The 25,979-nt window shown below is 72.3% G+C and carries 25 protein-coding genes; 16 read left to right on the top strand and 9 right to left on the bottom strand.

The genetic code is table 11. From position 1 onward, the window contains the following. Positions 1-30: 30 nt before the first annotated feature. Both secG and K7G61_RS21055 read left to right on the top strand, forming a co-directional pair. On the top strand, positions 31-261 hold the full coding sequence (secG, locus tag K7G61_RS21050; protein WP_225848561.1) for a preprotein translocase subunit SecG: 231 nt from the start codon (positions 31-33) through the stop codon (positions 259-261). Positions 262-449: 188 nt separating this feature from the next. Next, positions 450-737 carry an RNA polymerase-binding protein RbpA gene (locus K7G61_RS21055; RefSeq protein WP_033172319.1) on the top strand — a complete coding sequence of 96 codons (288 nt, stop codon included), beginning with the start codon at positions 450-452 and terminating at the stop codon, positions 735-737. A gap of 209 nt (positions 738-946) precedes the next feature. Here K7G61_RS21055 and K7G61_RS21060 read toward each other — a convergent pair whose 3' ends face one another. Next, a complete protein-coding gene (locus K7G61_RS21060) occupies positions 947-1,813 on the bottom strand; it encodes a MurR/RpiR family transcriptional regulator (RefSeq protein WP_225848474.1) in 867 nt (288 codons plus the stop codon). A 110-nt stretch (positions 1,814-1,923) separates the two neighbouring features. Here K7G61_RS21060 and K7G61_RS21065 point away from each other — a divergent pair, with 110 nt between their 5' ends. The 3 genes from K7G61_RS21065 to pgi all read left to right on the top strand — a co-directional run bounded on the left by K7G61_RS21065 (position 1,924) and on the right by pgi (position 5,620). After that, complete coding sequence (locus K7G61_RS21065) at positions 1,924-2,916, top strand: N-acetylglucosamine kinase (protein ID WP_225848475.1); 993 nt, start codon at positions 1,924-1,926, stop codon at positions 2,914-2,916. Between the two features lie 168 nt (positions 2,917-3,084). Beyond that, a complete protein-coding gene (locus tag K7G61_RS21070) occupies positions 3,085-3,852 on the top strand; it encodes a sugar isomerase domain-containing protein (RefSeq protein ID WP_225848476.1) in 768 nt (255 codons plus the stop codon). A gap of 109 nt (positions 3,853-3,961) precedes the next feature. Beyond that, positions 3,962-5,620, top strand: a complete 1,659-nt coding sequence (gene pgi / locus K7G61_RS21075; RefSeq protein WP_225848477.1) for a glucose-6-phosphate isomerase — start codon at positions 3,962-3,964, stop codon at positions 5,618-5,620. Positions 5,621-5,797: 177 nt separating this feature from the next. Here the strand turns inward: pgi and pgl are convergent, their stop codons facing one another. From pgl to tkt, 5 genes are read right to left on the bottom strand one after another with little or no spacing between them, the layout of a single operon-like run. Next, entirely contained in the window at positions 5,798-6,580 is a 783-nt protein-coding gene (gene pgl / locus K7G61_RS21080) for a 6-phosphogluconolactonase (protein ID WP_225848478.1), read from the bottom strand. Beyond that, positions 6,577-7,710 (bottom strand): glucose-6-phosphate dehydrogenase assembly protein OpcA, encoded by a 1,134-nt coding sequence (opcA, locus tag K7G61_RS21085; protein WP_225848479.1) that lies wholly within the window; start codon positions 7,708-7,710, stop codon positions 6,577-6,579. The genes pgl and opcA overlap by 4 nt, the downstream gene beginning before the upstream one ends. Continuing rightward, on the bottom strand, positions 7,707-9,266 hold the full coding sequence (gene zwf, locus K7G61_RS21090; protein WP_225848480.1) for a glucose-6-phosphate dehydrogenase: 1,560 nt from the start codon (positions 9,264-9,266) through the stop codon (positions 7,707-7,709). Before zwf ends, opcA begins: the two co-directional genes overlap by 4 nt. 1 nt (position 9,267) lies before the next feature. Further along, complete coding sequence (gene tal, locus K7G61_RS21095) at positions 9,268-10,386, bottom strand: transaldolase (protein ID WP_225848481.1); 1,119 nt, start codon at positions 10,384-10,386, stop codon at positions 9,268-9,270. A gap of 31 nt (positions 10,387-10,417) precedes the next feature. Beyond that, entirely contained in the window at positions 10,418-12,505 is a 2,088-nt protein-coding gene (tkt, locus tag K7G61_RS21100) for a transketolase (RefSeq protein WP_225848482.1), read from the bottom strand. 453 nt (positions 12,506-12,958) lie between these two features. Here tkt and K7G61_RS21105 point away from each other — a divergent pair, with 453 nt between their 5' ends. After that, on the top strand, positions 12,959-13,936 hold the full coding sequence (locus tag K7G61_RS21105; RefSeq protein WP_374204194.1) for a heme o synthase: 978 nt from the start codon (positions 12,959-12,961) through the stop codon (positions 13,934-13,936). Between the two features lie 146 nt (positions 13,937-14,082). Beyond that, positions 14,083-14,430: a hypothetical protein gene (locus K7G61_RS21110; RefSeq protein ID WP_225848483.1), complete on the top strand. Its 348-nt coding sequence runs from the start codon at positions 14,083-14,085 to the stop codon at positions 14,428-14,430. Positions 14,431-14,567: 137 nt separating this feature from the next. On the opposite strand, the gene K7G61_RS21115 is transcribed toward K7G61_RS21110, so the two are convergent. The 3 genes from K7G61_RS21115 to K7G61_RS21125 form a co-directional block, all read right to left on the bottom strand. Continuing rightward, a complete protein-coding gene (locus K7G61_RS21115) occupies positions 14,568-15,680 on the bottom strand; it encodes a heme A synthase (protein ID WP_225848484.1) in 1,113 nt (370 codons plus the stop codon). 112 nt (positions 15,681-15,792) lie between these two features. Next, the gene (locus tag K7G61_RS21120) at positions 15,793-16,620 is read right to left on the bottom strand and encodes an ABC transporter permease (protein WP_374204195.1); all 828 of its coding nucleotides are present in this window, start codon (positions 16,618-16,620) and stop codon (positions 15,793-15,795) included. Then, positions 16,617-17,552, bottom strand: coding sequence for an ABC transporter ATP-binding protein (locus K7G61_RS21125; protein ID WP_225848485.1), 936 nt, complete (start codon positions 17,550-17,552; stop codon positions 16,617-16,619). The genes K7G61_RS21120 and K7G61_RS21125 overlap by 4 nt, the downstream gene beginning before the upstream one ends. 206 nt (positions 17,553-17,758) lie before the next feature. Here K7G61_RS21125 and K7G61_RS21130 point away from each other — a divergent pair, with 206 nt between their 5' ends. The 9 genes from K7G61_RS21130 to dapD all read left to right on the top strand — a co-directional run bounded on the left by K7G61_RS21130 (position 17,759) and on the right by dapD (position 25,760). Next, positions 17,759-18,646, top strand: a complete 888-nt coding sequence (locus K7G61_RS21130; protein WP_225848486.1) for a metalloregulator ArsR/SmtB family transcription factor — start codon at positions 17,759-17,761, stop codon at positions 18,644-18,646. Next, a complete protein-coding gene (gene sufB, locus K7G61_RS21135) occupies positions 18,643-20,064 on the top strand; it encodes a Fe-S cluster assembly protein SufB (RefSeq protein WP_225848487.1) in 1,422 nt (473 codons plus the stop codon). The genes K7G61_RS21130 and sufB overlap by 4 nt, the downstream gene beginning before the upstream one ends. A gap of 101 nt (positions 20,065-20,165) precedes the next feature. After that, the gene (gene sufD, locus K7G61_RS21140; RefSeq protein WP_225848488.1) at positions 20,166-21,356 is read left to right on the top strand and encodes a Fe-S cluster assembly protein SufD; all 1,191 of its coding nucleotides are present in this window, start codon (positions 20,166-20,168) and stop codon (positions 21,354-21,356) included. Then, entirely contained in the window at positions 21,353-21,682 is a 330-nt protein-coding gene (locus K7G61_RS21145) for a non-heme iron oxygenase ferredoxin subunit (protein ID WP_225848489.1), read from the top strand. The genes sufD and K7G61_RS21145 overlap by 4 nt, the downstream gene beginning before the upstream one ends. 7 nt (positions 21,683-21,689) lie before the next feature. Then, positions 21,690-22,451, top strand: coding sequence for a Fe-S cluster assembly ATPase SufC (gene sufC, locus K7G61_RS21150; protein ID WP_225848490.1), 762 nt, complete (start codon positions 21,690-21,692; stop codon positions 22,449-22,451). 26 nt (positions 22,452-22,477) lie between these two features. Next, positions 22,478-23,725 (top strand): cysteine desulfurase, encoded by a 1,248-nt coding sequence (locus K7G61_RS21155; protein WP_225848564.1) that lies wholly within the window; start codon positions 22,478-22,480, stop codon positions 23,723-23,725. 13 nt (positions 23,726-23,738) lie between these two features. Further along, positions 23,739-24,203, top strand: a complete 465-nt coding sequence (gene sufU / locus K7G61_RS21160; protein ID WP_225848491.1) for a Fe-S cluster assembly sulfur transfer protein SufU — start codon at positions 23,739-23,741, stop codon at positions 24,201-24,203. Further along, positions 24,200-24,592, top strand: a complete 393-nt coding sequence (locus tag K7G61_RS21165) for a metal-sulfur cluster assembly factor (RefSeq protein ID WP_225848492.1) — start codon at positions 24,200-24,202, stop codon at positions 24,590-24,592. The genes sufU and K7G61_RS21165 overlap by 4 nt, the downstream gene beginning before the upstream one ends. 187 nt (positions 24,593-24,779) lie before the next feature. After that, positions 24,780-25,760 carry a 2,3,4,5-tetrahydropyridine-2,6-dicarboxylate N-succinyltransferase gene (gene dapD / locus K7G61_RS21170; protein ID WP_225848493.1) on the top strand — a complete coding sequence of 327 codons (981 nt, stop codon included), beginning with the start codon at positions 24,780-24,782 and terminating at the stop codon, positions 25,758-25,760. The last annotated feature ends 219 nt before the right edge of the window (positions 25,761-25,979 follow it).

Here is a 25,979-nt window from a genome sequence, read left to right on the forward strand (position 1 = left end):
GTAGTCGAGAGAGTTGGTCCAGCCGTGGAAATCGGGTTCTCCATCGCCCTCATCATCTTCAGCCTGCTGCTCCTGCTGCTCGTGCTCATGCACAAGGGGAAGGGCGGCGGCCTGTCGGACATGTTCGGCGGCGGCATGCAGTCCTCGGTGGGCGGCTCCTCGGTGGCGGAGCGCAACCTGGACCGGATCACCGTCGTGGTCGGCGTGCTCTGGTTCGCCTGCATCGTGGTGCTCGGCCTGGTGATGAAGTTCAACAACTGACGTATCTGCGGTGAGAACTGACGCCTCGTCGCGTATGCGGCTTACCATGGGAAGGCGTCTTGAGGTACCGTGCCCTTTCCCGCTGGCGCGGGGGAGAACCGTGGGCGACCTCGCAGCACCATCAGGCAGGGAGTTTCAACGTGGCAAGTGGTAACGCGATCCGTGGCAGCCGGGTCGGAGCGGGGCCGATGGGCGAGGCCGAGCGCGGCGAGTCCGCGCCGCGCCTGCGCATCTCGTTCTGGTGCTCCAACGGGCACGAGACACAGCCGAGCTTCGCCAGCGACGCGCAGATCCCGGAGACCTGGGACTGCCCCCGCTGCGGTTTCCCGGCCGGGCAGGACGAGGAGAATCCGCCGGCGCCGCCGCGGACCGAGCCCTACAAGACGCACCTGGCGTACGTACGGGAGCGGCGCTCGGCGGCCGACGGCGAGGCGATCCTCGCGGAGGCGCTCGCCAAGCTCCGGGGCGAGATCTAGGCGGACCCGGACGGGTCCAGGCGGATCCGGACAGGTCCAGGCGGACCCGGACGGGGCCGGAGCGGTCCCGACGTGTTCCGAGACCCCGCCCGCGCCGGTTTCCGGCGTGGGCGGGGTCTCGCGTTTCCCGGGGCCGTCACCGCCCGCCGGCCCGCCGCCCCGGGGCGCCTGGCCGCGGGAGAGGCCCGGGGTGGCCGTGCGGGCGCTGTTCAGCGCCCGCGGGAGCGCACCGCGTGGGCGTCCGCGATGTGGGACGTCAAGGCGATGGAGGCGGTGGCCCGTTCGTAGGTGAGCTGGGCGACGCGGGCGTAGAGGCAGTCCACCAGCAGCAGTACGGAGTGGCGGGTGCCGAAGTTGCCGCGCCGGAAGCTCGTCTCGCCGGAGAACGAGGTGAGGGTGATCGCGGCCGCCCGCGCGAGGGGGGAGCGGGGCTCGCCGGTGAGCGCGATCGTGGCGGCGCCTCGCTCGGCGGCCAGCCGCAGCGGATCCAGCACCTCGCGGGTGGCGCCCGAGTGGGAGACGGCCACCACCGCGTCGGACGGCGTCAGCAGGGCCGCGGAGGTCTCCGCCGCGTGCACCTCGGTCCAGGCGTGCGCGGCCGCGCCGATGCCGAACAGCCGGGCCTGGATCTCCTGGGCGACGATGCCGGAGCCGCCGACGCCGTACACGTCGATCCTGCGGGCCGCGGCGAGGGCCCGAGCGGCCCGTTCCAGAGCGTCCCGGTCCAGGTGGTCGGCGGTGTGCCGCAGGGCCCGCAGATCGGCGTCCGCGACCACCGCGATGACCCGCTCCAGGTCGTCGTCCGGCCCGATGCGCGGCCCCAGCGCGGTGCGCCGCCCGTCCGCCCCGGCCCGGCCCTGCTCCTGGGCCAGCTCGATCAGCAGCTGCTGGTACGACTCCAGGCCCAGCGCCCGGCAGAACCGGGTCACGGTGGCCTGCGAGGTGCCGGTGCGGCGGCCCAGCTCGGCCGCGGAGCCGTGGGTGGCCGCCGCGGGGTCGGCCAGCACGAGTTCGCCCACCTTCCGCAGCGAGCCGGACATCCCCGGCAGCCGGGAGCGGATCAGGGCGGTGATCATGGGAACTCCCTCCAGGGCGGGCGCCGCGGCCGGCGCCGGGCGGTCGCGGCCGGCGGCCGGCGCGGACCCGGGCTTGTGCCGGGTGAATCTATCAATCACCATGCCTGTCGATGAATGAAATCCACAACCGGCCCCTGGTCGTCGGGGTCGACGCGGGCGGCACCCGCAGCCGGGCCTGCCTGGCCGCCCCGGACGGCACAGTGCTGGGGCGCGGCACCGGCGGCCCCGGCAACGCGCTCAGCGTCGCCCGCGCCGACCTGACCCGGCACCTGGCGGCCGCCATCGCCGAGGCCGTGCCGGCCGCCGAGCGCCACAGGGTGCGGGCGGTGTTCGGCGGGTTCGCCGGGGCGGCCGACGGCCTCGGGACCGAGCGCGGCCGCGGCCTCGCCCTGGCCTGCCTGAAGGACGCGCTGGCCGCCAACGGCGTCACCGGGGCCGCGGTGGACGTCGGCGGCGACACCGACGTCGCCCTGGCCTCGGCGACGGGCGCGCCCGCCGACGGGCTGGTCCTGATCGCGGGCACCGGCGCCATCGCCTCGCGGCTCACCGACCGCCGCCGCACCGCCGTCGTGGACGGCCACGGCTGGCTGCTCGGCGACGAGGGCAGCGGCTACTGGCTGGGCGCCCACGCCGTGCGCGCCGCCCTCGAAGCGCTCGACGGCCGCGGCCCCTGGACCCTGCTGGTGGCGAAGGTGGCCGCGCACTACTTCCCGCCCGCCGCCGGGCGCCCCCCGTACCCGCTTCCCGGCCCCTCTGCACCGTTCGAGGCCCGTGACGCGCTCGGCGAGGCGATCGTGGCCCGCGCCTACGGGCGGCCCGCGCCCCGGCTGGCCCTGCTCAGCCGGGCCGCCGTCGAGGCGGCCGACGAGGGCGACGCGGTGGCCCTGCGGCTGCTGGACCGGGCGGCCGACCTGCTGGCCGGGACGGTACGGGCGCTGCGTCCGCGGGCGGGGGAGCCGCTCGCCATGGCCGGGGGACTGCTCGGCCCCGACGGGCCGCTGCTGTCCCGGGTGACCGCCCGCCTGGACGGCCTCGGACTGCGGGTGTTCCCGGTTGCCGACGGCACCGCGGGCGCGGTGGCGCTGGCCCGCACCCTTCTCTGACCGGTCCGCCGCGCGCCGCCGCTGCCGGCCGTCCCCCCGCCGGGGCCGGTCCGCCCCGCCGTGACCGCCCTTGACGCCATGCCTGGTTCATTGTTTCATCGAGCCGTCGCACATCCGGTTGGTTCAACCAGGAAACCGGGAATCGCACTTCCGCGAAGGGGCTCGGCCATGGCCGCAGAGGGACAGATCAACGCCGCGAGGTTCGCCGAGGAGGGCCGGGCGGCGATCGAGCGGGCCGTCGCGGCGAACAAGGACTCCGTCGCGGCGGCCGGCCGCCTGTTCGCCGACTGCGTGGCCGCGGACGGCGTGATCCAGGGCTTCGGCACCGGCCACTCGCAGGCGACGGTCCTGGAGATCGTCGGGCGGGCGGGCGGGCTGATCCCCACCAACCGGATCGGGCTGTCCGATCTGGTGCTGCGCGGCGGCGAGGACACCGCGGTGCTCCGCGACCCGCTCCTCGAACGCTCCCCGAGCCTGGCCCGGCGGCTGTACGACCTGGCCGGACCGCACCCGCAGGACCTGTTCGTCATCGTCTCCAACTCCGGGGTCAACAACTCCGTCGTGGACATGGCCCTGCACGTCAAGGAGGCAGGGCACAAGCTGGTCGCGCTCACCTCGCTCACCCACACCCGGGCCGTGCCCCCGCTGCACGCCAGCGGCAAGCGGCTGGCCGACATCGCCGACGCCGTCCTGGACAACTGCGCCCCGGCCGGCGACGCGCTGCTCCCGCTGCCCGGCGGGGGCGCCCTGTGCGGGGTGTCCACCATCACCTCCGCCCTGCTGGTCCAGATGGTGGTGGCCGAGGCCGTCGGCCTGCTGACCGCCGAGGGCGCGCAGGCGCCCGTCTACGTCTCCGCGAACCTGCCCGGCGGCCACGAGCGCAACGTCGTGCTGGAGGAGCGGTACGCCGGCCGGATCCACCGCGGCGGCTTCTGACCGCGGCGTCCGGCGTCCGACCCGCGGCATCCGCGGGGGGTCGCGGATCTCGAACCGGTGCCTCATCAATTAGTTTGGTGTCGCAGCGAGGACGAGGAGAAGTGGACAGATGTCCGAAACCAATGCGCAGGCCCCCGTCAGGCTCGACCGGCGTCCCGAATGGCAGGCGCTGGCCAAGCACCGCCAGGAGCTGGCCGACACCCACCTGCGGGACCTGTTCGACCGCGATCCCGAGCGGGCGAACCGCTACACCCTCCAGGTCGGCGACCTCCACCTGGACTGGTCCAAGCATCTCGTGACCGACGAAACACTGGGGCTGCTGCGCGAACTGGCCGCCGCCACCGGAGTGTTCGAACTGCGTGACGCGATGTTCCGCGGTGAGCGGATCAACGTCACCGAGAACCGCGCGGTGCTGCACACGGCGCTGCGCGCCCCGCAGTCGTCCACGGTCGAGGTCGACGGGCAGAACGTCGTACCTGCCGTGCACTCGGTGCTGTACAAGATGACCCAGTTCGCCGACCGGGTCCGCGGCGGCGAGTGGACCGGCCACACCGGCAAGCGGATCAGGAACATCGTCAACGTCGGCATCGGCGGCTCCGACCTGGGCCCGGCCATGGCGTACGAGGTGCTGCGCGCGTACGGCGACCGCGGTCTGACGGTGCGTTTCGTGTCCAACGTGGACGGCGCGGACCTGCACGAGGCGGTACGCGACCTGGACCCGGCCGAGACGCTGTTCGTCATCGCCTCCAAGACCTTCACCACCATCGAGACCATCACCAACGCCACCTCGGCCCGGCAGTGGCTGCTCGGCGGGCTCGGCGCCGGCGAGGACGCGGTGGCCAAGCACTTCGTGGCGCTGTCCACCAACGCCGAGAAGGTCGCCGAGTTCGGCATCGACACCCAGAACATGTTCGAGTTCTGGGACTGGGTCGGCGGGCGCTACTCGTACGACTCGGCGATCGGGCTGTCGCTGATGCTGGCGATCGGGCCGGACCGGTTCCGGGAGATGCTCGCCGGCTTCCACCTGGTCGACGAGCACTTCAGGACCGCGCCGCCGGAGCGGAACGCGCCGCTGCTGATGGGCCTGCTCGGGATCTGGTACGGCAACTTCCACGACGCGCAGTCGCACGCGGTGCTCCCGTACAGCCACTACCTCAGCAGGTTCACCGCCTACCTGCAGCAGCTCGACATGGAGTCCAACGGCAAGTCCGTGGACCGTCAGGGGCGGCCCGTGGCCTGGCAGACCGGGCCGGTCGTCTGGGGCACGCCGGGGACGAACGGGCAGCACGCCTACTACCAGCTCATCCACCAGGGCACCAAGCTGATCCCCGCGGACTTCATCGGCTTCGCCCGCCCGGTCGCCGAGCTCGGGCCGTTCGCCGGGCAGCACGACCTGCTCATGGCCAACTTCTTCGCCCAGACCCAGGCGCTGGCCTTCGGCAAGACGCCCGAGGAGGTCCGCGCGGAGGGCGTGCCCGAGGAACTCGTGCCGCACAAGACCTTCCGCGGCAACCACCCCACCACCACGATCCTCGCCACCGAGCTGACCCCGTCCGTCCTCGGCCAGCTCATCGCCCTGTACGAGCACAAGGTGTTCGTCCAGGGCGCGGTGTGGAACATCGACTCCTTCGACCAGTGGGGCGTCGAACTCGGCAAGGTCCTGGCCAAGCGGGTCGAGCCGGCCCTGACCGAGGGCGCCGACGTGCCCGGCCTCGACGCGTCGACGCGGGCGCTGGTCGCCAAGTACCGAGAGCTGCGCGGGCGCTGAGCACGGGGAGGGCCGGCGGAAGGGGCGCGGGGAACCGCGCGGCCGGCCCGCCGCCCGGCAGCACGTCGGCACCGTCCCGAAGGGGTGGTGCCGACGTGCCCGGACCACCGGCCGGTTCGTGGCCGAGCGCGCGGTTCCCCGCGCCCCCGGGTATTCCGGGCGAGCTGCCGGCCGCCGCTACGACGACGCGGGCGGGTAGAGCTGGGGCGGCAGTTTCGCCGCCGCGGCCCGGTCCAGCAGCCACAGGGTGCGGGCCCGCCCGTAGGCGCCCGAGGCGGGCGCCTGGATCTCACCGGGCGCGCTGAGGGCGAGCGCGACCGCTGCCGCCTTGTCCTCCCCGGCCGCGAGCAGCCACACCTCGCGGGCGGCGCGGATGGCCGGGAGGGTCAGCGAGACACGCGTCGGCGGCGGCTTCGGGGCGCCGTGGACGCCGACGACCGTACGGGCGGTCTCCCGGACCCCCGGGTGCTCGGGGAAGAGCGAGGCGACGTGCGTGTCCGGGCCGACGCCCAGGAGGAGGACGTCGAAGGACGGCACGCCGCCGTGGTCCTCCGGGCCCGCCGCCGCGGCCAGCTCGGCGGCGTAGCCGGCGGCCGCCGCGTCCGCGTCCGCGCCGTACGCGCCCGCGGCGGGCGGCATGGCGTGGACACGGGCGGGGTCGACGGGAACGGCGTCGAGCAGGGCCGCGCGGGCCTGCGTGACGTTGCGCTCCGGATCGCCCTCGGGCAGGAACCTCTCGTCGCCCCACCACAGGTCCAGCCGCGCCCAGTCCACCGCGTCGCGCGCGGGGGACTCGGCGAGCGCGGCCAGCAGCGCGTTGCCGTTGCGCCCGCCGGTGAGGACGACCGAGGCGGCGCCCCGGGCGGCCTGGGCGTCCACGACCTTCGTGATCAGCCTGGCCGCCGCGGCGCGCGCCATCAGCTCCTTGTCCCGGTGGACGACCACCTGGGGCGTGCTCACCGGGACGTCGCCTTCCCGGGGGCCGCCTTCCTGGCCCCGGCCGCCTTCTTCGCCGGCGCCGAGCCGTCCGCCGCTGACCCCTCCGACGCGGCCCCGTCAGCGGCCGCCCCGTCCGAGGAGGACGTGCCGGCCGAATCCGGGCCGCCCGACGGCGTCGCCTTCTTGGCGGCCCGCGCCGGCTCCACCGACTCGTCCGCCCCCGAGTGGCCGACCAGGTGGCTGATCCCGAACCGCACGGTCGACCGGTAGACGTCGTCCGGGTCCAGCCGCCGCAGCTCCTCCGCGATCAGCTCGGAGGTCTCCCGCCGCTTCAGCGCCACGTGCCGGTCCGGCTGACCGGGCATCGCGAGCTCCGCGAGCGACCCGTCCGGCCGGTCCAGGCAGATCACGCCGTCCTCGGTGACCAGCCGCGCCGCCGTGATGCCGGGCCCGGTGGAGACCTTCCGCTCCACCGGCACCCCGAGCCGGTCCGCCAGCCACAGCGCCAGCAGCTCCGTACTCGGGTTGTAGGCCTCGCCCTCCACGACGGCCGCGGAGATGGCGCTGTGCTTCTGGTCCAGGGCCGCCGCCAGCATCGAACGCCAGCCGGTGATCCGGGTCCAGGCCAGATCCGTGTCGCCGGGACTGTACGTCTCGGCCCGCTGGCCGAGCGTCGCCACCGGGTCCTCGGCCGCGGCCGCGTCGGTGATCCGTCGCTGGCCGAGCCGGCCCAGCGGGTCGGCCGCCGGGTTCTCCGGGCCGTCCTCCGGCCACCAGACGACCACGGGGGCGTCCGGCAGCAGCAGCGGCAGCACCACGGACTCGGCGTGGTTCGCCAGCTCGCCGTGCAGCCGCAGCACCACCGTCTCGCCGGTGCCCGCCTCGGATCCGACCAGCACCTCCGCGTCGAGCCGGGCCAGTGCCCGGTCGCGCGGCGAGCGGCCGGGCCGCTTGATGACGACCAGGATCCGCGACGGGTGCTCCTTGGACGCCTCGGTCGCCGCCTTGAGCGCGTCGTACGCACTGCCCTCGTCGGTGACGATGACCAGGGTCAGCACCATGCCGACGGCCGGCGTGCCGATCGCCCGCCGGGCCTGGATCAGCCCGGTGTTGATCTTCGAGGACGTGGTGTCCGTCAGGTCGATCTTCATGGCCGGCGCCAGCTCCTGCCGTCTCGTGCGAGCATCTCGTCCGCCTCGGCCGGACCCCAGGTGCCGGCCGCGTACTGCGCGGGCTTGCCGTGCTTGTCCCAGTACTCCTCGATGGGGTCGAGGATGTTCCAGGACAGCTCGACCTCCTGGTGGCGCGGGAAGAGGTTGGCGTCGCCGAGCAGCACGTCCAGGATGAGCCGCTCGTACGCCTCCGGGCTGGACTCGGTGAAGGACTCGCCGTACGCGAAGTCCATCGTCACGTCCCGCACCTCCGTGGAGGTGCCCGGGACCTTGGAGCCGAACCGCACGGTGACGCCCTCGTCCGGCTGCACCCGGATGACCAGCGCGTTCTGCCCCAGCTCCTCCGTGGCGCCGGACTCGAACGGCAGGTACGGGGCCGGCTTGAAGACCACCGCGATCTCGGTGACCCGGCGGCCCAGCCGCTTGCCGGTGCGCAGGTAGAACGGGACACCGGCCCAGCGCCGGTTGTTGATCTCCAGCTTCACCGCCGCGTAGGTGTCGGTCCTGGACTTGGGGTCGATCCCCTCCTCCTCCAGGTAGCCGGGCACCTCCTCGCCGCCCTGCCAGGCGTGCGCGTACTGCCCGCGCACGGTGTGCTTGCCCAGGTCCTCCGGCAGCACGACCGCGCCGAGCACCTTCAGCTTCTCGGCGGTGAGCGCCTTGGGGTGGAAGGAGCCGGGCTCCTCCATGGCGGTCAGCGCGAGGAGCTGCAGCAGGTGGTTCTGGATGACGTCGCGGGCGGCGCCGATCCCGTCGTAGTACCCGGCGCGGCCGCCGATGCCGATGTCCTCGGCCATGGTGATCTGGACGTGGTCGACGTACGACCGGTTCCAGATCGGCTCGTACATGGTGTTGGCGAACCGCAGCGCCAGGATGTTCTGGACGGTCTCCTTGCCCAGGTAGTGGTCGATCCGGAAGACCTGCTCGGGCGGGAACACCTCGTGCACGATCCGGTTCAACTGCTGGGCGCTGGCCAGGTCGTGGCCGAACGGCTTCTCGATGACGGCACGCCGCCACGAGTCCCCGGTCGGCTGCGACAGGCCGTGCTTCTTGAGCTGCTGCACCACGTCGGGGAAGAACTTCGGCGGCACCGACAGGTAGAAGGCGAAGTTTCCGCCCGTCCCGCGCGCCTTGTCCAGGCTCTCGATGGTCGACTTCAGCGTCTCGAACGCCTTGTCGTCGTCGAACTCGCCCGGCACGAAGCGCATCCCCTCGGCGAGCTGCTGCCACACCTCCTCGCGGAAGGGGGTGCGCGCGTGCTCCTTGACGGAGTCGTGCACGACCTGGGCGAAGTCCTCGTCGGCCCAGTCCCGGCGGGCGAAACCGACCAGCGCGAAGCCCGGCGGCAGCAGGCCGCGGTTGGCCAGGTCGTACACCGCCGGCATCAGCTTCTTGCGGGACAGGTCGCCCGTCACGCCGAAGATGACCAGACCGGACGGGCCGGCGATGCGCGGCAGCCGGCGGTCCAGCGGGTCGCGCAGCGGATTGGCCGACCGCGCGGCCGCCTCTGCGGGGGTGGGGATATCCGTGCTCACCTCATGCCTCCGAGGGGGCGAGCCGTTCGAGCTCCGCCTTGGTGGAGTCCAAGAGCTCCTTCCAGGAGGTCTCGAACTTCTCCACGCCCTCGTCCTCCAGCACCTGCACGACGTCGTCGTACGAGATGCCGAGCGCCTCCAGGGCGTCCAGGTCGGCCCGGGCCTGCTCGTACGTGCCGCGCACGGCGTCGCCGGTGATCTGCCCGTGGTCGGCGACCGCGTCCAGCGTGGCCTCCGGCATCGTGTTCACCGTGTTCGGCGCGACCAGCTCGGTCACGTACAGCGTGTCGGGGTAGGCCGGGTCCTTCACGCCGGTCGAAGCCCACAGCGGGCGCTGCTTGTTCGCGCCGGCCTTCTCCAGGGCCGCCCACCGGTCGGAGGAGAACACCTCCTCGTACGCCTGGTAGGCCAGACGGGCGTTGGCGACCGCCGCCTTGCCGCGCAGCGCCTTCGCCTCGTCGGTGCCGATCTTCGCCAGGCGCTTGTCGACCTCGGTGTCCACCCGGGACACGAAGAACGACGCCACCGAGTGAATCTCGGACAGGTCCAGGCCCGCCGCCTTGGCCTTCTCCAGACCGGTCAGGTAGGCGTCCATCACCGCCCGGTACCGCTCCAGCGAGAAGATCAGCGTGACGTTGACGCTGATGCCGCGGCTGGTGACGTCGGCGATCGCGGGCAGGCCCGCCAGGGTGGCCGGGATCTTGATCAGGGTGTTGGGCCGGTCCACCAGCCAGGCGAGCTGCTTGGCCTCGGCGATCGTGGCCTTGGTGTCGTGCGCCAGGCGCGGGTCCACCTCGATGGAGACCCGGCCGTCCTGGTGGCCGCTGGCGTCGTAGACCGGGCGCATGATGTCGGCGGCGTCACGGACGTCGGCGGTGGTGATCATCCGCACGGCCTCGTCGACCGTCAGCCGGCGGGCGGCCAGGTCCTGCAACTGGCCGTCGTAGCCGCTGCCCTGGGAGATGGCCTTCTGGAAGATCGAGGGGTTGGTGGTGACTCCCACCACGTGCTGCTGGTCGATGAGTTCGGCCAGGTTGCCGGACGTGATGCGCTTGCGCGACAGGTCGTCCAGCCAGATCGCGACGCCTTCGTCGGAGAGGCGCTTGAGTGCGTCTGTCATGGGATGCATCTCCTACTTGTCGTTACCTGCGTCAGCGACCAACGGCGTCAAGAGATTCCCGGGCGGCCGCCGCGACCGCTTCCGGGGTGAATCCGAACTCGCGGAACAGCACCTTGGCGTCGGCCGAGGCACCGAAGTGCTCCAGGCTGACGATGCGTCCGGCGTCTCCGACGAAGCGGTGCCAGGTCAGCCCGATGCCCGCCTCGATCGCGACCCGCGCCTTCACCGACGAGGGCAGCACGCTCTCGCGGTACTCCGGGTCCTGCTCGTCGAACCACTCCACCGACGGCATCGACACCACCCGGGTGGGGACGCCCTCGGCCTGCAGCCGCTCGCGCGCGCCGACCGCGACCTGCACCTCGGAGCCGGTGGCGATGAGGATCACCTGCGCCGGGCCGCCCTCGGCCTCGAACAGCACGTAACCGCCGCGCGCCGCGTCCTCGTTGCGCTCGTACGTCGGCACGCCCTGCCGGGTCAGCGCCAGGCCGTGCGGGGCGCCCTTGCCGAACTCCTTCGTCCAGCGGCGCTGGATCTCCCGCCAGGCGATGACGGTCTCGTTGGCGTCCGCCGGGCGGACCACGTTCAGGCCCGGGATCGCGCGCAGGCTCGCCAGGTGCTCCACCGGCTGGTGGGTCGGACCGTCCTCGCCCAGGCCGATCGAGTCGTGCGTCCACACGTACGTCACCGGCAGGTGCATCAGCGCGGACAGCCGCACCGCGTTGCGCATGTAGTCGGAGAAGACCAGGAAGGTGCCGCCGTACGCACGGGTGTTGCCGTGCAGGGTGATGCCGTTGAGCTCGGCGGCCATGGAGTGCTCGCGGATGCCGAAGTGAACGGTGCGGCCGTACGGATGCGCGCCCGGCAGCGGGTTGCCCTCGGGCAGGAACGAGGAGGTCTTGTCGAAGGTGGTGTTGTTGGAGCCGGCCAGGTCCGCGGAGCCGCCCCACAGTTCGGGGAGCACCGTGCCGAGCGCCTCCAGCACCTTGCCGGACGCGGCCCTGGTGGCAACGGACTTGCCGGTCTCGAAGACCGGCAGGTGGTCCTCCCAGCCGGCGGGCAGCTCGGCGGCGGCGATCCGGTCGAACAGCGCGGCCCGCTCGGGGTTCGCGGTGCGCCACGCGGCGAAACCCTTCTCCCACTCGGCCCGCGCGTCGCGGCCGCGGTCGCCGACCGCCCGGGTGTGGGCGATCACCTCGTCGGCGACGTCGAAGTGCTTGTCGGGGTCGAAGCCCAGCACCCGCTTGGTGGCCGCGACCTCGTCCGCTCCGAGCGCCGAGCCGTGCGCGGCCTCGGTGTTCTGCGCGTTCGGGGCCGGCCAGGCGATGATCGAGCGGGCGGCGATGAACGACGGCCGGTCGGTGACGGCCTGCGCCGCCCGCAGCGCCTCGTACAGCGCGTGCGGGTCCAGGTCGCCGTTCTCCAGGGGCGCGACCCGCTGCACGTGCCAGCCGTAGGCCTCGTACCGCTTTATGGTGTCCTCGGAGACGGCGGTCGCGGTGTCGCCCTCGATGGAGATGTGGTTGTCGTCCCACAGCAGCACCAGGTTGCCCAGCTTCTGGTGCCCGGCCAGCGAGGACGCCTCGGCGGAGATGCCCTCCTGCAGGCAGCCGTCACCGGCGACGACCCAGATGGTGTGGTCGAACGGCGAGGTGCCGGGGGCCGCGTCCGGGTCGAACAGGCCGCGCTCGTAACGGGCGGCCATCGCCATGCCCACCGCGTTGGCGACACCCTGGCCGAGCGGACCCGTGGTGGTCTCCACGCCGGCGGTGTGTCCGTACTCCGGGTGGCCCGGGGTCTTGGAACCCCAGGTGCGGAAGGACTCCAGGTCGCTCAGCTCCAGGCCGTAGCCGGAGAAGTAGAGCTGGGTGTAAAGGGTGAGACTGGTGTGCCCCGCGGAGAGCACGAAGCGGTCCCGGCCGGTCCAGTCCGGGTCCGCGGGGTCGTGCCGCATGACCTTCTGGAACAGAAGGTAGGCGGCGGGTGCCAGGCTCATGGCGGTGCCGGGATGGCCGTTGCCGACCTTCTGCACTGCGTCCATGGCCAGGACTCGGGCGGTGTCGACGGCCCGCTTGTCGAGATCGGTCCACTCGAGATCTGAGGTGGTCGGCTGCTTGCTCACCCTGGGTCAGGGCTCCTCTCCGGGTTTTTTCACATGTCCGGGTCTTTCACATGCCCACAACGCCGGTTGACGTCGTGCCTACCCGACGCTGTCGAGCCTACCGCCGCCCCTGCCCGCTGTTTCCTGGTGCTCACCTGGTGGTCTGCCGTTCGCTCACCCGAAAGGCGCTGGTCACAGATGTGACAGGAAGTGGAATCCTCCTAAACCTAATGGACGCTGGGTGATCGCGCGCGCTTACAAGAACGATCATGCGCGAGTACGGGGACGATCACGCGCGGGCGCGGGGACGGACGCGCGCCGGCCCGCGGACGGACACGCGAGGGCGTGCGGACACCCCCGGACGAAAGCCGGGTCTTGGCTGCCTCTAGAGTGGCGTGGTACGCGCAAGCCGCAGCGCCCCGCGGAACAGCTGGTGGCCGGTGCTTGCTGGACTTCATCTCTCGTGGGGTGTTCGTGACGGCCGTCGAATCCCGACCCGCTGGGGTCACCGGGGCCATCGGGCCGGACTCGCTGCAGGGCGGCTCCGGCCGCTCCGGCCGGCGGCCGCTGCCCGCCCGGCTCAAGGCGTTCGTCGAACTGACCAAGCCACGCATCATCGAGCTGCTGCTCATCACGACGGTCCCGGTGATGTTCCTGGCCCAGGGCGGCGTGCCCGACCTGTGGCTGGTCCTTGCCACCGTCGTCGGCGGCTACCTGTCGGCGGGCGGCGCGAACGCGCTGAACATGTACATCGACCGCGACATCGACGCGCTGATGCACCGCACCGAGCAGCGCCCGCTGGTCACCGGCATGGTCTCGCCCCGCGAGGGCCTGGTCTTCGGCATCAGCCTCTCGGTGGTCTCCACCGTGTGGTTCGCGCTGCTGGTCAACCCGCTGTCGGCGGCGCTGTCGCTGACCGCCATCCTCTACTACGTCTTCGTCTACACGCTGTGGCTCAAGCGCCGCACCGCGCAGAACATCGTGTGGGGCGGGGTGGCCGGCTGCCTGCAGGTCTTCATCGGCTGGTCGGCGGTCCGCGACGAGCTCGCGTGGGCGCCCTTCGTCCTCTTCCTCGTCCTGTTCTTCTGGACGCCGCCGCACTACTGGCCGCTGTCGATGAAGGTCAAGGACGACTACGAGCGGGTGGGCGTGCCGATGCTCCCGGTCGTCGCCGGCAACCAGGTGGTGGCCCGGCAGATCGTCCTCTACAGCTGGGTGATGGTGCTGACCTCGCTCACCCTGTGGTGGCCGCTGGGCGAGACCTCCTGGTTCTACCCCGTGGTCGCCGCCGCCATCGGCGGGTTCTGGCTCAAGGAGGCGCACGCGCTGCACTCCCGCGCCAGGGCCGGGATCACCGGGGCGAAGCTGAAGGAGATGCGGCTCTTCCACTGGTCGATCACCTACGCGACGCTGCTGTTCGTGGCGATCGCGGTGGACCCGTTCCTGCACTGAGGCCCGCGTTCCCGCACCGATCCCCGCGTCCCTGCATTGAGCCCCGCGTTTCCGCACTGGGTCCCGCGTTCCCGCACTGCCCCGCGGGCGGCTGCTTCCCGGCAGGGGGCCCGCCCTCGCCGATTACCCGCGAGTAGTATCGGCGTATGGCTGAGAGCACCCGCGAAGACAACCCCAGGGCCGCGGCACGCGAGGAGCGCCGCACGGCGCGGCTCGCCCGGCAGATCGGTGCCTTCGGGAAGAAGCACGGCGCCGTCGAGGCGAGCGTGGAGTACCTCGGGCAGCGCGGCGCGCGCATCGTCCTCGTCGCCGAGGACGGCGCCTGGGGAGACCTGGTCGCCCCCGCGTACCCGACGGCCCGCCGCGCCGTCGAGCGGGCGGGCCTCACCGTCCACGACGGCTTCGGCGGCGACCTCGCGGCGAAGGTGCGCACCGGCCCCTACGAGTGGTCCCGCATGGCGGGCATCCAGGTCGGCGGGCCGGCCAACCGCTGAGCAGCGGTCTCCCGCCGGGAGTACCCAAGGGCGCGGCAACCGTCCGCAGGCCTGCCCGGGAGTACCCGGGGAGACGCCCGGAGCTCCGCCCGGGGGTTCCCCCGGCGAGATCGGCCCCTGTCCCGGCGCGCGGGTCGTCAGCGGCTCGAAGGGGCAGCCGCTGTCGTGTCCGGACCGCCGGCCCGCTGCGGTCGCTCGCGCGGTCCGCCGCGCGATTCCCCGCGCCCCTGGGCGCTCACGGCGGTGCTCACGGCGGTGCTCACGGCCCGGCCGTCGAGCTGTTCGTGCCCCTCGGTGCCGCCGGCGGGCTCGCGGGGATCCGCGGACCGGTCCCGGAAGGACAGCACGAGACGCAGCACGGCCACCCAGATCAGGGCGGCCCCGAGCATGTGCAGCTCGACCAGTCCGACGGGCAGCTTCGTGGCGTACTGGACGTAGCCGATCACGCCCTGGGACATCAGCACCAGGAACAGGTCGCGGGTGCGGGCGCGCGGCCCGGCGGGCGCGTCCACCGCGCGCAGGACGAACCACAGGGCGCCGGTCAGGGCGATCACGATCCACGCCAGGTCGGCGTGCAACTGGGCGACGGTCCGCCAGTCCAGGCCGATGCGATGCACGTCCCGCGAGTCGCCCGGGTGCGGCCCGGCGCCGGTGACCAGCGTGCCGACCGCGAGCAGCGCGCCGCTCGCAGCGGTCAGCGCCTGCCCGAGCTGGCGCACCGGCTTGCCGACCAGCGGGCGCGGGGCCGCGTCGCTCTCGCCCGCGCGGTGCCAGGTGAGCACCGCCACCGTGATCTGCGCGGCGGACAGCAGGAAGTGGACGGCGACCACGTACGGGTTGAGGTGGGTGAGGACCGTGACGCCGCCCCACACGGCGTTGGCGACCACGACCCAGAACTGCGCCCACGCCAGCCGGTAGACCCCGCGGCGCAGCGGCCGGTGGGCACGCACCGCCAGGATCGTCCAGCCGACCGCGGCGCACAGCACGTAGGTCAGCATGCGGTTGCCGAGCTCGATCGCGTGGTGGGCGCCCCACGCGTTGGTGCCGATGATGCTGTCGCCCTGACAGGTGGGCCAGGTCGGGCAGCCGAGCCCCGACCCGGTCAGCCGCACCGCGCCGCCGGTCACGATGAGGACCACCGACATGACGACGGACGACAGGGCCGCCCGGCGCACCGTCACCGCGTCCGGCGTCCACCGGGCGGCGAGGAAAGCGAACGGGTTTCGCGCGATTTCGGGCAGCTTGGACACGCACACATGGTAGGCGCCGCCTTGTGCACGCCTTCACGAGGGGTACGGGGCCGCTCCCGCCGCCGCGCGCGGCCCGCGTACCGCCCGCTCGTTCCCCGCTCACCGCCCGCGCTCACTCCCAGCGGAAGAACCGCGCCGCCGCGGCCAGCCCGGCCACCGCCCACACCGCCAGGATCCCGAGGTCGCCCCACGGCACGCCCGCGCCGTGCTGCAGCACGTCCCGCAGCCCGCCGGACAGCGCCGTGATCGGCAGCAGCTTCAGCGCCGCCTGCACCCCGCCGGAGAACTTGTCGAGCGGTACGAGGACCCCGCCGCCGACCAGCAGCAGCAGGAACACCAGGTTCGCCGCGGCCAGCGTCGCCTCGGCCTTCAGCGTGCCGGCCATCAGCAGCCCCAGCCCGGAGAAGGCCGCCGTACCCAGCAGGAGCAGCAGCACCACGGCCGCCGGGTTTCCGTGCGGCGACCAGCCCAGCGCGAAGGCGATCACCGTGAGGAGCGCCACCTGCAGCGCCTCGGTGACCAGCACCGAGCAGGTCTTGGCGGTCATCAGCGCCCAGCGCGGCAGCGGGGAGGCGCCCAGCCGCTTGAGCACGCCGTAGCGCCGCTCGAAGCCGGTCGCGATGGCCTGGCCGGTGAACGCGGTGGACAGCACCGCCAGGGCCAGGACGCCCGGGGCCAGGAAGTCCACCGACGAGCCCTTGCCGGTGTCCACGATGTCCACCGTGCCGAACAGCACCAGCAGCAGGGCCGGGATCACGACCGTGAGCAGGAGCTGCTCGCCGTTGCGCAGCAGCATCCTGGTCTCCAGCAGGGCCTGCGCGCGGATCATCCGGGGCAGCGGGGCGGCTCCGGGGTCGGGGGCGAAGGAGCCGGCGGCGTAGGGGTCCCGCGTGCCGGAGCCCATGGCGGCGTCCGCGCCCGTACTCGTGCCCGTGGTCATGCCCGCAGCTCCTTACCGGTCAGCTCCAAGAAGACGTCCTCCAGGGTGCGCCGCTCCACCGCCAGGTGGTCGGGCATCACGCCGTGCTGGGCGCACCAGGAGGTGACAGTGGCCAGCAGCTGCGGGTTGATCTTCCCCTCGATGCGGTACATGCCGGGGGTCAGCTCGGCGGCGAGGCTGTCGGCGGGCAGCGCGTTGAGCAGCGAGGCCAGGTCGAGGCCCGGGCGGCCGGAGAAGCGCAGGGTGTTCTCGGCGCCGCCGCGGCACAGCTCGTCCGGGGTGCCCGCCGCGATCGTGCGGCCGCCGTCGATGATCACCACCTGGTCGGCGAGCTGCTCGGCCTCGTCCATGAAGTGCGTGGTCAGCACGACCGTCATGCCGTCGGCGCGCAGCTCGCGCACCAGGTCCCAGGTCGCGTGGCGGGCCTGCGGGTCGAGGCCCGCGGTGGGCTCGTCGAGGAAGACCAGCTCGGGGCGGCCGACCACGGCCATGGCGAGCGCGAGGCGCTGCTGCTGGCCGCCGGACAGCCGGCGGTAAGGGGTGCGGCCGCAGGACTCCAGGCCGAGCCGCTCGATGAGCAGGTCCGGGCTCACCGGGTGCGCGTGCAGGGCCGCGGTGTGCCGGAGCATCTCCTCGGCGCGCGCTCCCGGGTAGACGCCGCCGGACTGCAGCATCACCCCGATCCGCGGGCGCAGCGCCGCGCCCTGCGTCACCGGGTCCAGGCCCAGGACCCGCACCGAACCCTCGTCGGGCCTGCGGTAGCCCTCGCACACCTCGATGGTGGTGGTCTTGCCGGCGCCGTTGGGGCCGAGCACCGCGGTGACCCCGCCCCTGGCCACGGCCAGGTCCAGGCCGTGCACCGCGGTCTTGGCCCCGTACCTCTTGACCAGACCGGTCACCTGGACCGCGGGCGCCGCCGGTTCGTCATGCATGTGGACGAGTCTAAGGAGCCGCGGTCACGCTTTTGGCGGCAGGGCGGAACGCGCCCGCGGGCGGGCCGGCGCACGCCGGGCGCGGGCGGCAACGGCCCAGGACAGGGGCCGTGCCCGCCGGTGAGGTGACCCTAAGTGACGAAGTACACGACGGGCCCGGGCGGGGCGGCTTGCCCGGCCTTCGAGAATTACGCAACAATGAGGTTGTGAAAAAGGTCGGTGGTGCCGCTCGGGGGGCGGCTCAGGAGCAGACGACCGGGGAGCGGCGCACCCGCACCCGGGTCGCCCGGTCCATCCTGAACCACGGACCCTCGACGGCCGCCGCCCTGGCCGAACGGCTCGGTCTGACCCAGGCCGCCGTCCGCCGCCACCTGGACGCGCTCGTCGCCGAGAACATGGTGGAGCCCCGCGAGCAGCGGGTGTACGGCAGCCGCGGCCGCGGCCGCCCGGCCAAGGTCTTCGCCCTCACCGACTGCGGCCGGGACGCGTTCGACCAGGCCTACGACCAGCTCGCCGCCGACGCCCTGCGCTGGATCGCGCAGTCCGCGGGCGGCGGCGCGGACGGCCAGGCAGCGGTCTCCGCGTTCGCCCGCGCCCGGGTCGCCGCCCAGGCCGAGCGGTACCGCGCGATCGTCGACGCGGCGGCCCCCGAGGACCGCACCAGGGCACTCGCCCGGGCACTGTCCGCGGACGGGTACGCTGCCACCGCCAGCGCAGCCCCCCCGCAGCTTCGCGCGGGAGGAGCCCCGGGCCCCGCCGGGGAGCAACTGTGCCAGCACCACTGCCCGGTGGCCCACACCGCCGAGCAGTTCCCGCAGCTGTGCGAGGCGGAGGCCGAGGTCTTCTCCACGCTGCTGGGCACCCACGTCCAGCGGCTGGCCACCATCGCGCACGGCGACGGGGTGTGCACCACCTTCGTCCCCCGCTCGCACCAGCCGCCCGCGCAGCCCGGTACCCCCGGGTCCGCGCGGACCGCGGACCCCGCACCGGCCCCGCCGGTCCAGGCCCCGCCCAAGGCCGCGCGCGCACGCCACGCCACACAAACCAGCGAAAGCCCAGCGACATCCGGCACGTCCGGGAGGAACCCCGCATGACTGCTCCCACGCAGACCACTCACCCGGAGCTCGAAGGCATCGGCACGTACGAATACGGCTGGGCCGACTCCGACGTGGCGGGCGCGTCCGCCAGGCGCGGCCTTTCCGAGGAGGTCGTCCGCGACATCTCCGCGAAGAAGGCGGAGCCGGAGTGGATGCTGAAGCTGCGGCTCAAGGGCCTGCGGCTGTTCGCCAAGAAGCCCATGCCGACCTGGGGCTCCGACCTGACCGGCATCGACTTCGACAACATCAAGTACTTCGTGCGGTCCACCGAGAAGCAGGCCGAGAGCTGGGAGGACCTGCCGGAGGACATCAAGAACACCTACGACAAGCTGGGCATCCCGGAGGCCGAGAAGCAGCGCCTGGTCGCCGGTGTCGCCGCGCAGTACGAGTCCGAGGTCGTCTACCACCAGATCCGCGAGGACCTGGAGGCCCAGGGCGTCATCTTCCTGGACACCGACACCGCCCTCAAGCAGCACCCCGAGCTGTTCCAGGAGTACTTCGGCACCGTCATCCCGGCCGGCGACAACAAGTTCGCGTCGCTGAACACCGCGGTGTGGTCCGGCGGATCGTTCATCTACGTCCCCAAGGGCGTGCACGTGGACATCCCGCTGCAGGCGTACTTCCGGATCAACACGGAGAACATGGGCCAGTTCGAGCGGACCCTGATCATCGTGGACGAGGACGCCTACGTCCACTACGTCGAGGGCTGCACCGCGCCGATCTACAAGTCGGACTCGCTGCACTCCGCCGTGGTCGAGATCATCGTCAAGAAGGGCGGCCGCTGCCGCTACACGACGATCCAGAACTGGTCGAACAACGTCTACAACCTGGTCACCAAGCGCGCCGTGGCGTACGAGGGCGCGACCATGGAGTGGATCGACGGCAACATCGGCTCCAAGGTCACGATGAAGTACCCGGCCGTCTACCTGATGGGCGAGCACGCCAAGGGCGAGACGCTGTCCATCGCGTTCGCCGGCGAGGGCCAGCACCAGGACGCGGGCGCCAAGATGGTCCACATGGCGCCGAACACGTCGTCCAACATCGTCTCCAAGTCGGTGGCGCGCGGCGGCGGCCGCACCTCGTACCGCGGCCTGATCGAGATCGGCGAGGGCGCGCAGGGCTCGAAGTCCAACGTGCTGTGCGACGCGCTGCTGGTCGACACGGTCTCCCGCTCCGACACGTACCCGTACGTGGACGTGCGCGAGGACGACGTGTCGATGGGTCACGAGGCGACCGTCTCGAAGGTCTCGGAGGACCAGCTCTTCTACCTGATGAGCCGCGGCATGACCGAGTTCGAGGCCATGGCGATGATCGTGCGCGGCTTCGTCGAGCCGATCGCCAAGGAGCTCCCCATGGAGTACGCGCTGGAGCTGAACCGGCTGATCGAGCTGCAGATGGAAGGGTCGGTGGGCTGACCCCCACCGGCCTTCCCCCGTCCGACGGCAACCCTTGCGAGCGAGCACCGACAAGGGCGAGCGAGCACCGATAAGGCAGAAAGCGAGCAGTTCGACAAGCCATGGCTGAGTACACCCCTGCGGGCAGCACCACGGACGGTGCCATCACGGTGGGCGAGCGCGAACCGGTGGTGGGCCAGCCGGCCGACGCCCGGGTCAGCGCGGCCCCGTCCTACGACGTGGCGGACTTCCCCGTGCCGCACGGCCGCGAGGAGGAGTGGCGCTTCACCCCGCTGGAGCGGCTGCGCGGTCTGCACGACGGCACCGCCGAGGCCACCGGTTCGGTCCGGGTCGAGGTCACCGCCCCCGACGGCGTCACCACCCACACCGTCGACCGCACCGACCCCCGGGTCGGCCGGGCCGGCAAGCCCGTGGACCGGGTGGCCGCCCAGGCGTTCAGCGCGTTCGAGAAGGCCTCGGTGGTGACCGTCCCCAAGGAGGCGGTGCTCACCGAGCCGGTACGGATCGGCGTGCACGGCGAGGGCGGCACGGTCTTCGCCCACCAGGTGGTCGAGGTCGGCGCCTTCGCCGAGGCCGTGGTCGTCATCGACCACACCGGCGACGCCACCCTCGCGGCCAACGTCGAGTTCCTGGTCGGCGAGGGCGCCAAGCTGACCGTGGTGTCCGTCCAGGACTGGGACGACACCGCCGTGCACGTCGCCCAGCACACCGCCCTGGTGGGCCGGGACGCCACGTTCAAGTCGGTGGTGGTCACCTTCGGCGGCGACCTGGTCCGGCTGCACCCGCGGGTGGTCTACGACGGTCCCGGCGGCGAGGCCGAGCTGTTCGGCCTGTACTTCACCGACCAGGGCCAGCACCAGGAGCACCGCCTGTTCATCGACCACGACACGCCGCACTGCCGGTCCAACGTGGCGTACAAGGGCGCGCTGCAGGGCAGGGACGCGCACGCGGTCTGGATCGGCGACGTCCTCATCAGGGCGGCCGCCGAGGGCACCGACACCTACGAGCTCAACCGGAACCTCGTCCTGACCGACGGCGCCCGGGTCGACTCGGTGCCCAACCTGGAGATCGAGACCGGCGAGATCGTCGGCGCCGGGCACGCCTCCGCCACCGGCCGGTTCGAGGACGAGCAGCTCTTCTACCTGATGAGCCGCGGCATCCGGGCCGACGAGGCCCGGCGCCTGGTGGTCCGCGGCTTCTTCGGCGAGCTGGTCCAGCAGATCGGCCTGGCCGATGTCGAGGAGCGGCTGATGGCGAAGATCGACGAGGAACTGGAGGCGTCCGTCGCATGACAGAAGCCACCGGCTTCGTCCGGGCCTGCGCGCTGAGCGAGCTGGAGGAGGACACGCCGCACCGGGTCGAACTGGGCGGCGTGCCGGTGTCCGTGGTGCGCACCGACGGCGAGGTGTTCGCCATCCACGACGTCTGCTCGCACGCCAACGTCTCGCTGTCCGAGGGCGAGGTGGAGGACTGCCAGATCGAGTGCTGGCTGCACGGCTCCACCTTCGACCTGCGCACCGGCAAGCCGTCCGGGCTGCCCGCCACGCGGCCGGTCCCCGTGTACCCCGTCAAGATCGTTGGGGACGACGTGCTCGTCTCCGTCACCCAGGAGTCCTGAGTCACCCATGGCCACCCTTGAAATCAACGACCTGCGCGTCTCCGTCGATGCCGAGAACGGACCCCGCGAGATCCTGCGCGGCGTCGACCTGACCGTCCGGCAGGGCGAGACCCACGCCATCATGGGCCCCAACGGCTCCGGCAAGTCCACCCTGGCGTACTCGCTGGCCGGTCACCCCAAGTACACCGTCACCGGCGGCACCGTCACCCTCGACGGCGAGGACGTGCTGGCCATGTCCGTCGACGAGCGGGCCAGGGCCGGGCTGTTCCTGGCCATGCAGTACCCGGTCGAGGTGCCCGGTGTCTCGGTCTCCAACTTCCTGCGCACCTCGGCCACCGCCATCCGCGGCGAGGCGCCGAAGCTGCGCACCTGGGTGAAGGAGGTCAAGGAGACCATGGAGCGGCTCCAGATGGACCCCGCCTTCGCCGAGCGCAACGTCAACGAGGGCTTCTCCGGCGGCGAGAAGAAGCGCCACGAGATCCTCCAGCTCGAACTGCTCAAGCCGAAGGTGGCGATCCTCGACGAGACCGACTCCGGCCTCGACGTGGACGCCCTGCGGATCGTCTCCGAGGGCGTCAACCGGGTCCGCGACACCGGCGAGGTCGGCACCCTGCTGATCACGCACTACACGCGCATCCTGCGCTACATCAAGCCCGACTTCGTGCACGTGTTCGCGAACGGCCGGATCGCCGAGTCCGGCGGCGCCGAGCTCGCGGACAAGCTGGAGGAGGAGGGCTACGAGTCCTATGTGAAGGGTGCATCCGCGTGACAGCCACTTCGCCGACCGGCCGGCTACTGCCCGGCCTCCTCGACACCGAGGCGATCCGCAAGGACTTCCCCGTACTGGATCGCCTGGTCCACGACGACCGGAAGCTGGTCTACCTGGACAACGCGGCGACCTCGCAGAAGCCGCGCCAGGTCCTGGACGCCCTGGCCGCCTACTACGAGCGGCACAACTCCAACGTCCACCGCGGTGTGCACACCCTCGCCGAGGAGGCCACGGCGGCGTACGAGGGCGCGCGCGACAAGATCGCCGCGTTCATCAACGCGCCCAGCCGCGACGAGGTGATCTTCACCAAGAACGCCTCGGAGTCGCTGAACCTCGTGGCGAACATGCTCGGCTGGGCCGACGAGCCCTACCGGGTGGACCAGGACACCGAGATCGTCATCACCGAGATGGAGCACCACTCCAACATCGTGCCCTGGCAGCTGCTGTCGCAGCGCACGGGCGCGAAGCTGAAGTGGTTCGGCCTGACCGACGACGGCCGGCTCGACCTGTCCGGGATCGAGCAGGTCATCACCGAGAAGACGAAGATCGTCTCCTTCGTGCTGGTCTCCAACATCCTCGGCACCCTCAACCCGGTCGAGGCCATCGTGCGCCGCGCCCAGGACGTCGGCGCGCTGGTGCTGATCGACGCCTCGCAGGCCGCCCCGCACATGGCGTTGGACGTGCAGGCGCTCGGCGCGGACTTCGTGGCCTTCACCGGCCACAAGATGCTCGGCCCGACCGGCATCGGCGTGCTGTGGGGCCGCCAGGAGCTGCTGGAGGACCTGCCGCCGTTCCTCGGCGGCGGCGAGATGATCGAGACCGTCTCGATGCACTCGTCCACGTACGCGCCCGCGCCGCACAAGTTCGAGGCCGGCACCCCGCCGATCGCCCAGGCCATCGGGCTGGGCGTCGCGGTGGACTACCTCACCGCGATCGGCATGGACAAGATCGCCGCCCATGAGCACGCGATCACCGAGTACGCGCTGAGCCGGCTGCGGGAGGTCCCGGACCTGCGGATCGTCGGCCCGGTCACCGGCGAGGACCGCGGCGCCGCCATCTCCTTCACCCTCGGCGACATCCACCCGCACGACGTGGGGCAGGTGCTCGACGAGCAGGGCATCGCGGTGCGGGTCGGCCACCACTGCGCGCGGCCGGTCTGCCTGCGGTACGGAATTCCCGCGACCACGCGAGCGTCGTTCTATCTGTACTCCACCCCGGCCGAGGTCGACGCCCTGGTCGAGGGCCTGGAGCAGGTACGCAACTTCTTCGGCTGATGGTGGTGCTGCTGTGAAGCTCGACTCGATGTACCAGGACGTGATCCTGGACCACTACAAGCACCCCCACGGGCGCGGCCTGCGGGACGGCCAGGCCGAGGTGCACCACGTCAATCCGACCTGCGGGGACGAGATCACCCTGCGGGTGCGGATGGACGGCAGCGTCATCGGCGACGTCTCCTACGAGGGGCAGGGCTGTTCCATCAGCCAGGCCAGCGCCTCGATGCTCAACGACCTGCTCGTCGGCAAGGAACTGGGCGAGGCCCGCAGGATCCAGGAGACCTTCCTGGAGCTGATGCAGTCCAAGGGCCAGGTCGAGCCCGACGACGCGATGGAGGAGCTGCTGGAGGACGCGGTGGCGTTCGCCGGCGTCTCGAAGTACCCGGCGCGTGTGAAGTGCGCGCTGCTGAGCTGGATGGCGTGGAAGGACGCGACCGCGCAGGCGCTGTCCGGCGCCCCCACCAAGGAGACCGCATGACCGCGCCCGAGGAACACGCCGAGCACCAGGGGACGTCCCCGGTGGGCCCCGGCCCGGGTGGTGCCCCCACCACCACGAAGCCCGCCTCCGAGGAGGAGCTGAAGGAGGCGCTGTACGACGTGGTCGACCCCGAGCTGGGGATCGACGTGGTCAACCTGGGCCTCATCTACGGCATGCACATCGACGAGAGCAATGTCGCCACCATCGACATGACCCTCACCTCGGCGGCCTGCCCGCTCACCGACGTGATCGAGGAGCAGGCCAAGTCCGCCACCGAGGGCATCGTCAACGACCTGAGGATCAACTGGGTCTGGATGCCGCCGTGGGGCCCGGAGAAGATCACCGACGACGGCCGCGAGCAGTTGCGGGCGCTGGGCTTCAACGTCTGACGCGCGGGGTCCGCGCGGGGTTCGCGTGAGGTTCGCGGAGGGCGGTCACCCGATGGGTGGCCGCCCTCCGCGCTGCCGTCGCCCGGGCGTGCCGTGCCGCCCGTGCCCGCGCGGGCCGCGGCCGGGTCCTCCTTCCGCATGGTGGTCCGAGTACGCATCGGACGGGCCCAGCGGTTAGCGTGACCGCATGAACGACTTGCGTCCCGGCGGGGCCCGCGCCTACGGCCTCGCGACGGTCGCCGACGACGGCACCGTCCTCGACACCTGGTACCCCGCCCCCGAACTGGTCGCGCGGCCGGGCCCCGCCGGCACCGAGCGGCTCACCGCGGAGCAGGCGGCCGAAGCGCTGGGCGCCGCCGCCCCCAAGGCGCTCGGCCCCGACCCGCGGCGCGGGGTGGAGGTCGTGGCGGTCCGTACCACCATCGCCGCGCTCGACGAGAAGCCGGTCGACACGCACGACGTGTACCTGCGGCTGCACCTGCTCAGCCACCGCCTGGCCCGGCCCAACAGCCTCAGCCTTGACGGCGTCTTCGGGCTGCTGGCCAACGTCGCGTGGACCTCGATCGGGCCCGTCCCGGTCGGCTCGCTGGAAGCCGCCCGGCTCGCCGTGCGCGCCGAGGGGCAGCACCTGGCCGTCCACGGGATCGACAAGTTCCCGCGCATGACCGACTACGTCGCGCCGGCCGGTGTCCGTATCGCCGACGCCGACCGGGTCCGGCTCGGGGCGCACCTGGCCGCCGGGACCACCGTCATGCACGAGGGTTTCTGCAACTTCAACGCCGGAACGCTGGGCACCTCCATGGTCGAGGGCCGTATCTCGCAGGGCGTGGTCATCGGCGACGGCAGCGACGTCGGCGGCGGCGCGTCCATCATGGGCACCCTGTCCGGCGGCGGCACCCAGGTGATCTCCGTCGGCGAGCGCTGCCTGCTCGGCGCCGAGTCCGGCCTCGGCATCGCCCTCGGTGACGACTGCGTCGTCGAGGCCGGCCTGTACGTGACGGCCGGAACCCGGGTGACCCTGCCCGACGGCACGATCGTCAAGGCCGTGGAGCTGTCCGGAGCGAGCAACCTGCTCTTCCGCCGCAACTCCACCACCGGCGCGGTGGAGGCCCTGCAGCGCACGGGTTCCTGGGGCGGCCTGAACGCGGTCCTGCACGCGCACAACTGAGGCCCCGCCCGAGGGGAGGGCCCGCCCCCGCCCGGCGGCAGGGGCGGTCGGGTCCCGCCTCCCGGGGCGGGTCCTCGTATCCTGGGGCGGACCGGGCCGGCGCGCGCAGGCAATACGCTGAGAGCCACGCGTGTCGCCCGGACGGACGGCCGCCCGGGGCGGGCCGTGCCCGGCGAGGACGCGCGCTGCCGCAGATCCGACATCCCCTCACATCCCTCG

The organism is Streptomyces sp. HPF1205 (genome assembly GCF_020400825.1).
Lineage (GTDB): Bacteria > Actinomycetota > Actinomycetes > Streptomycetales > Streptomycetaceae > Actinacidiphila.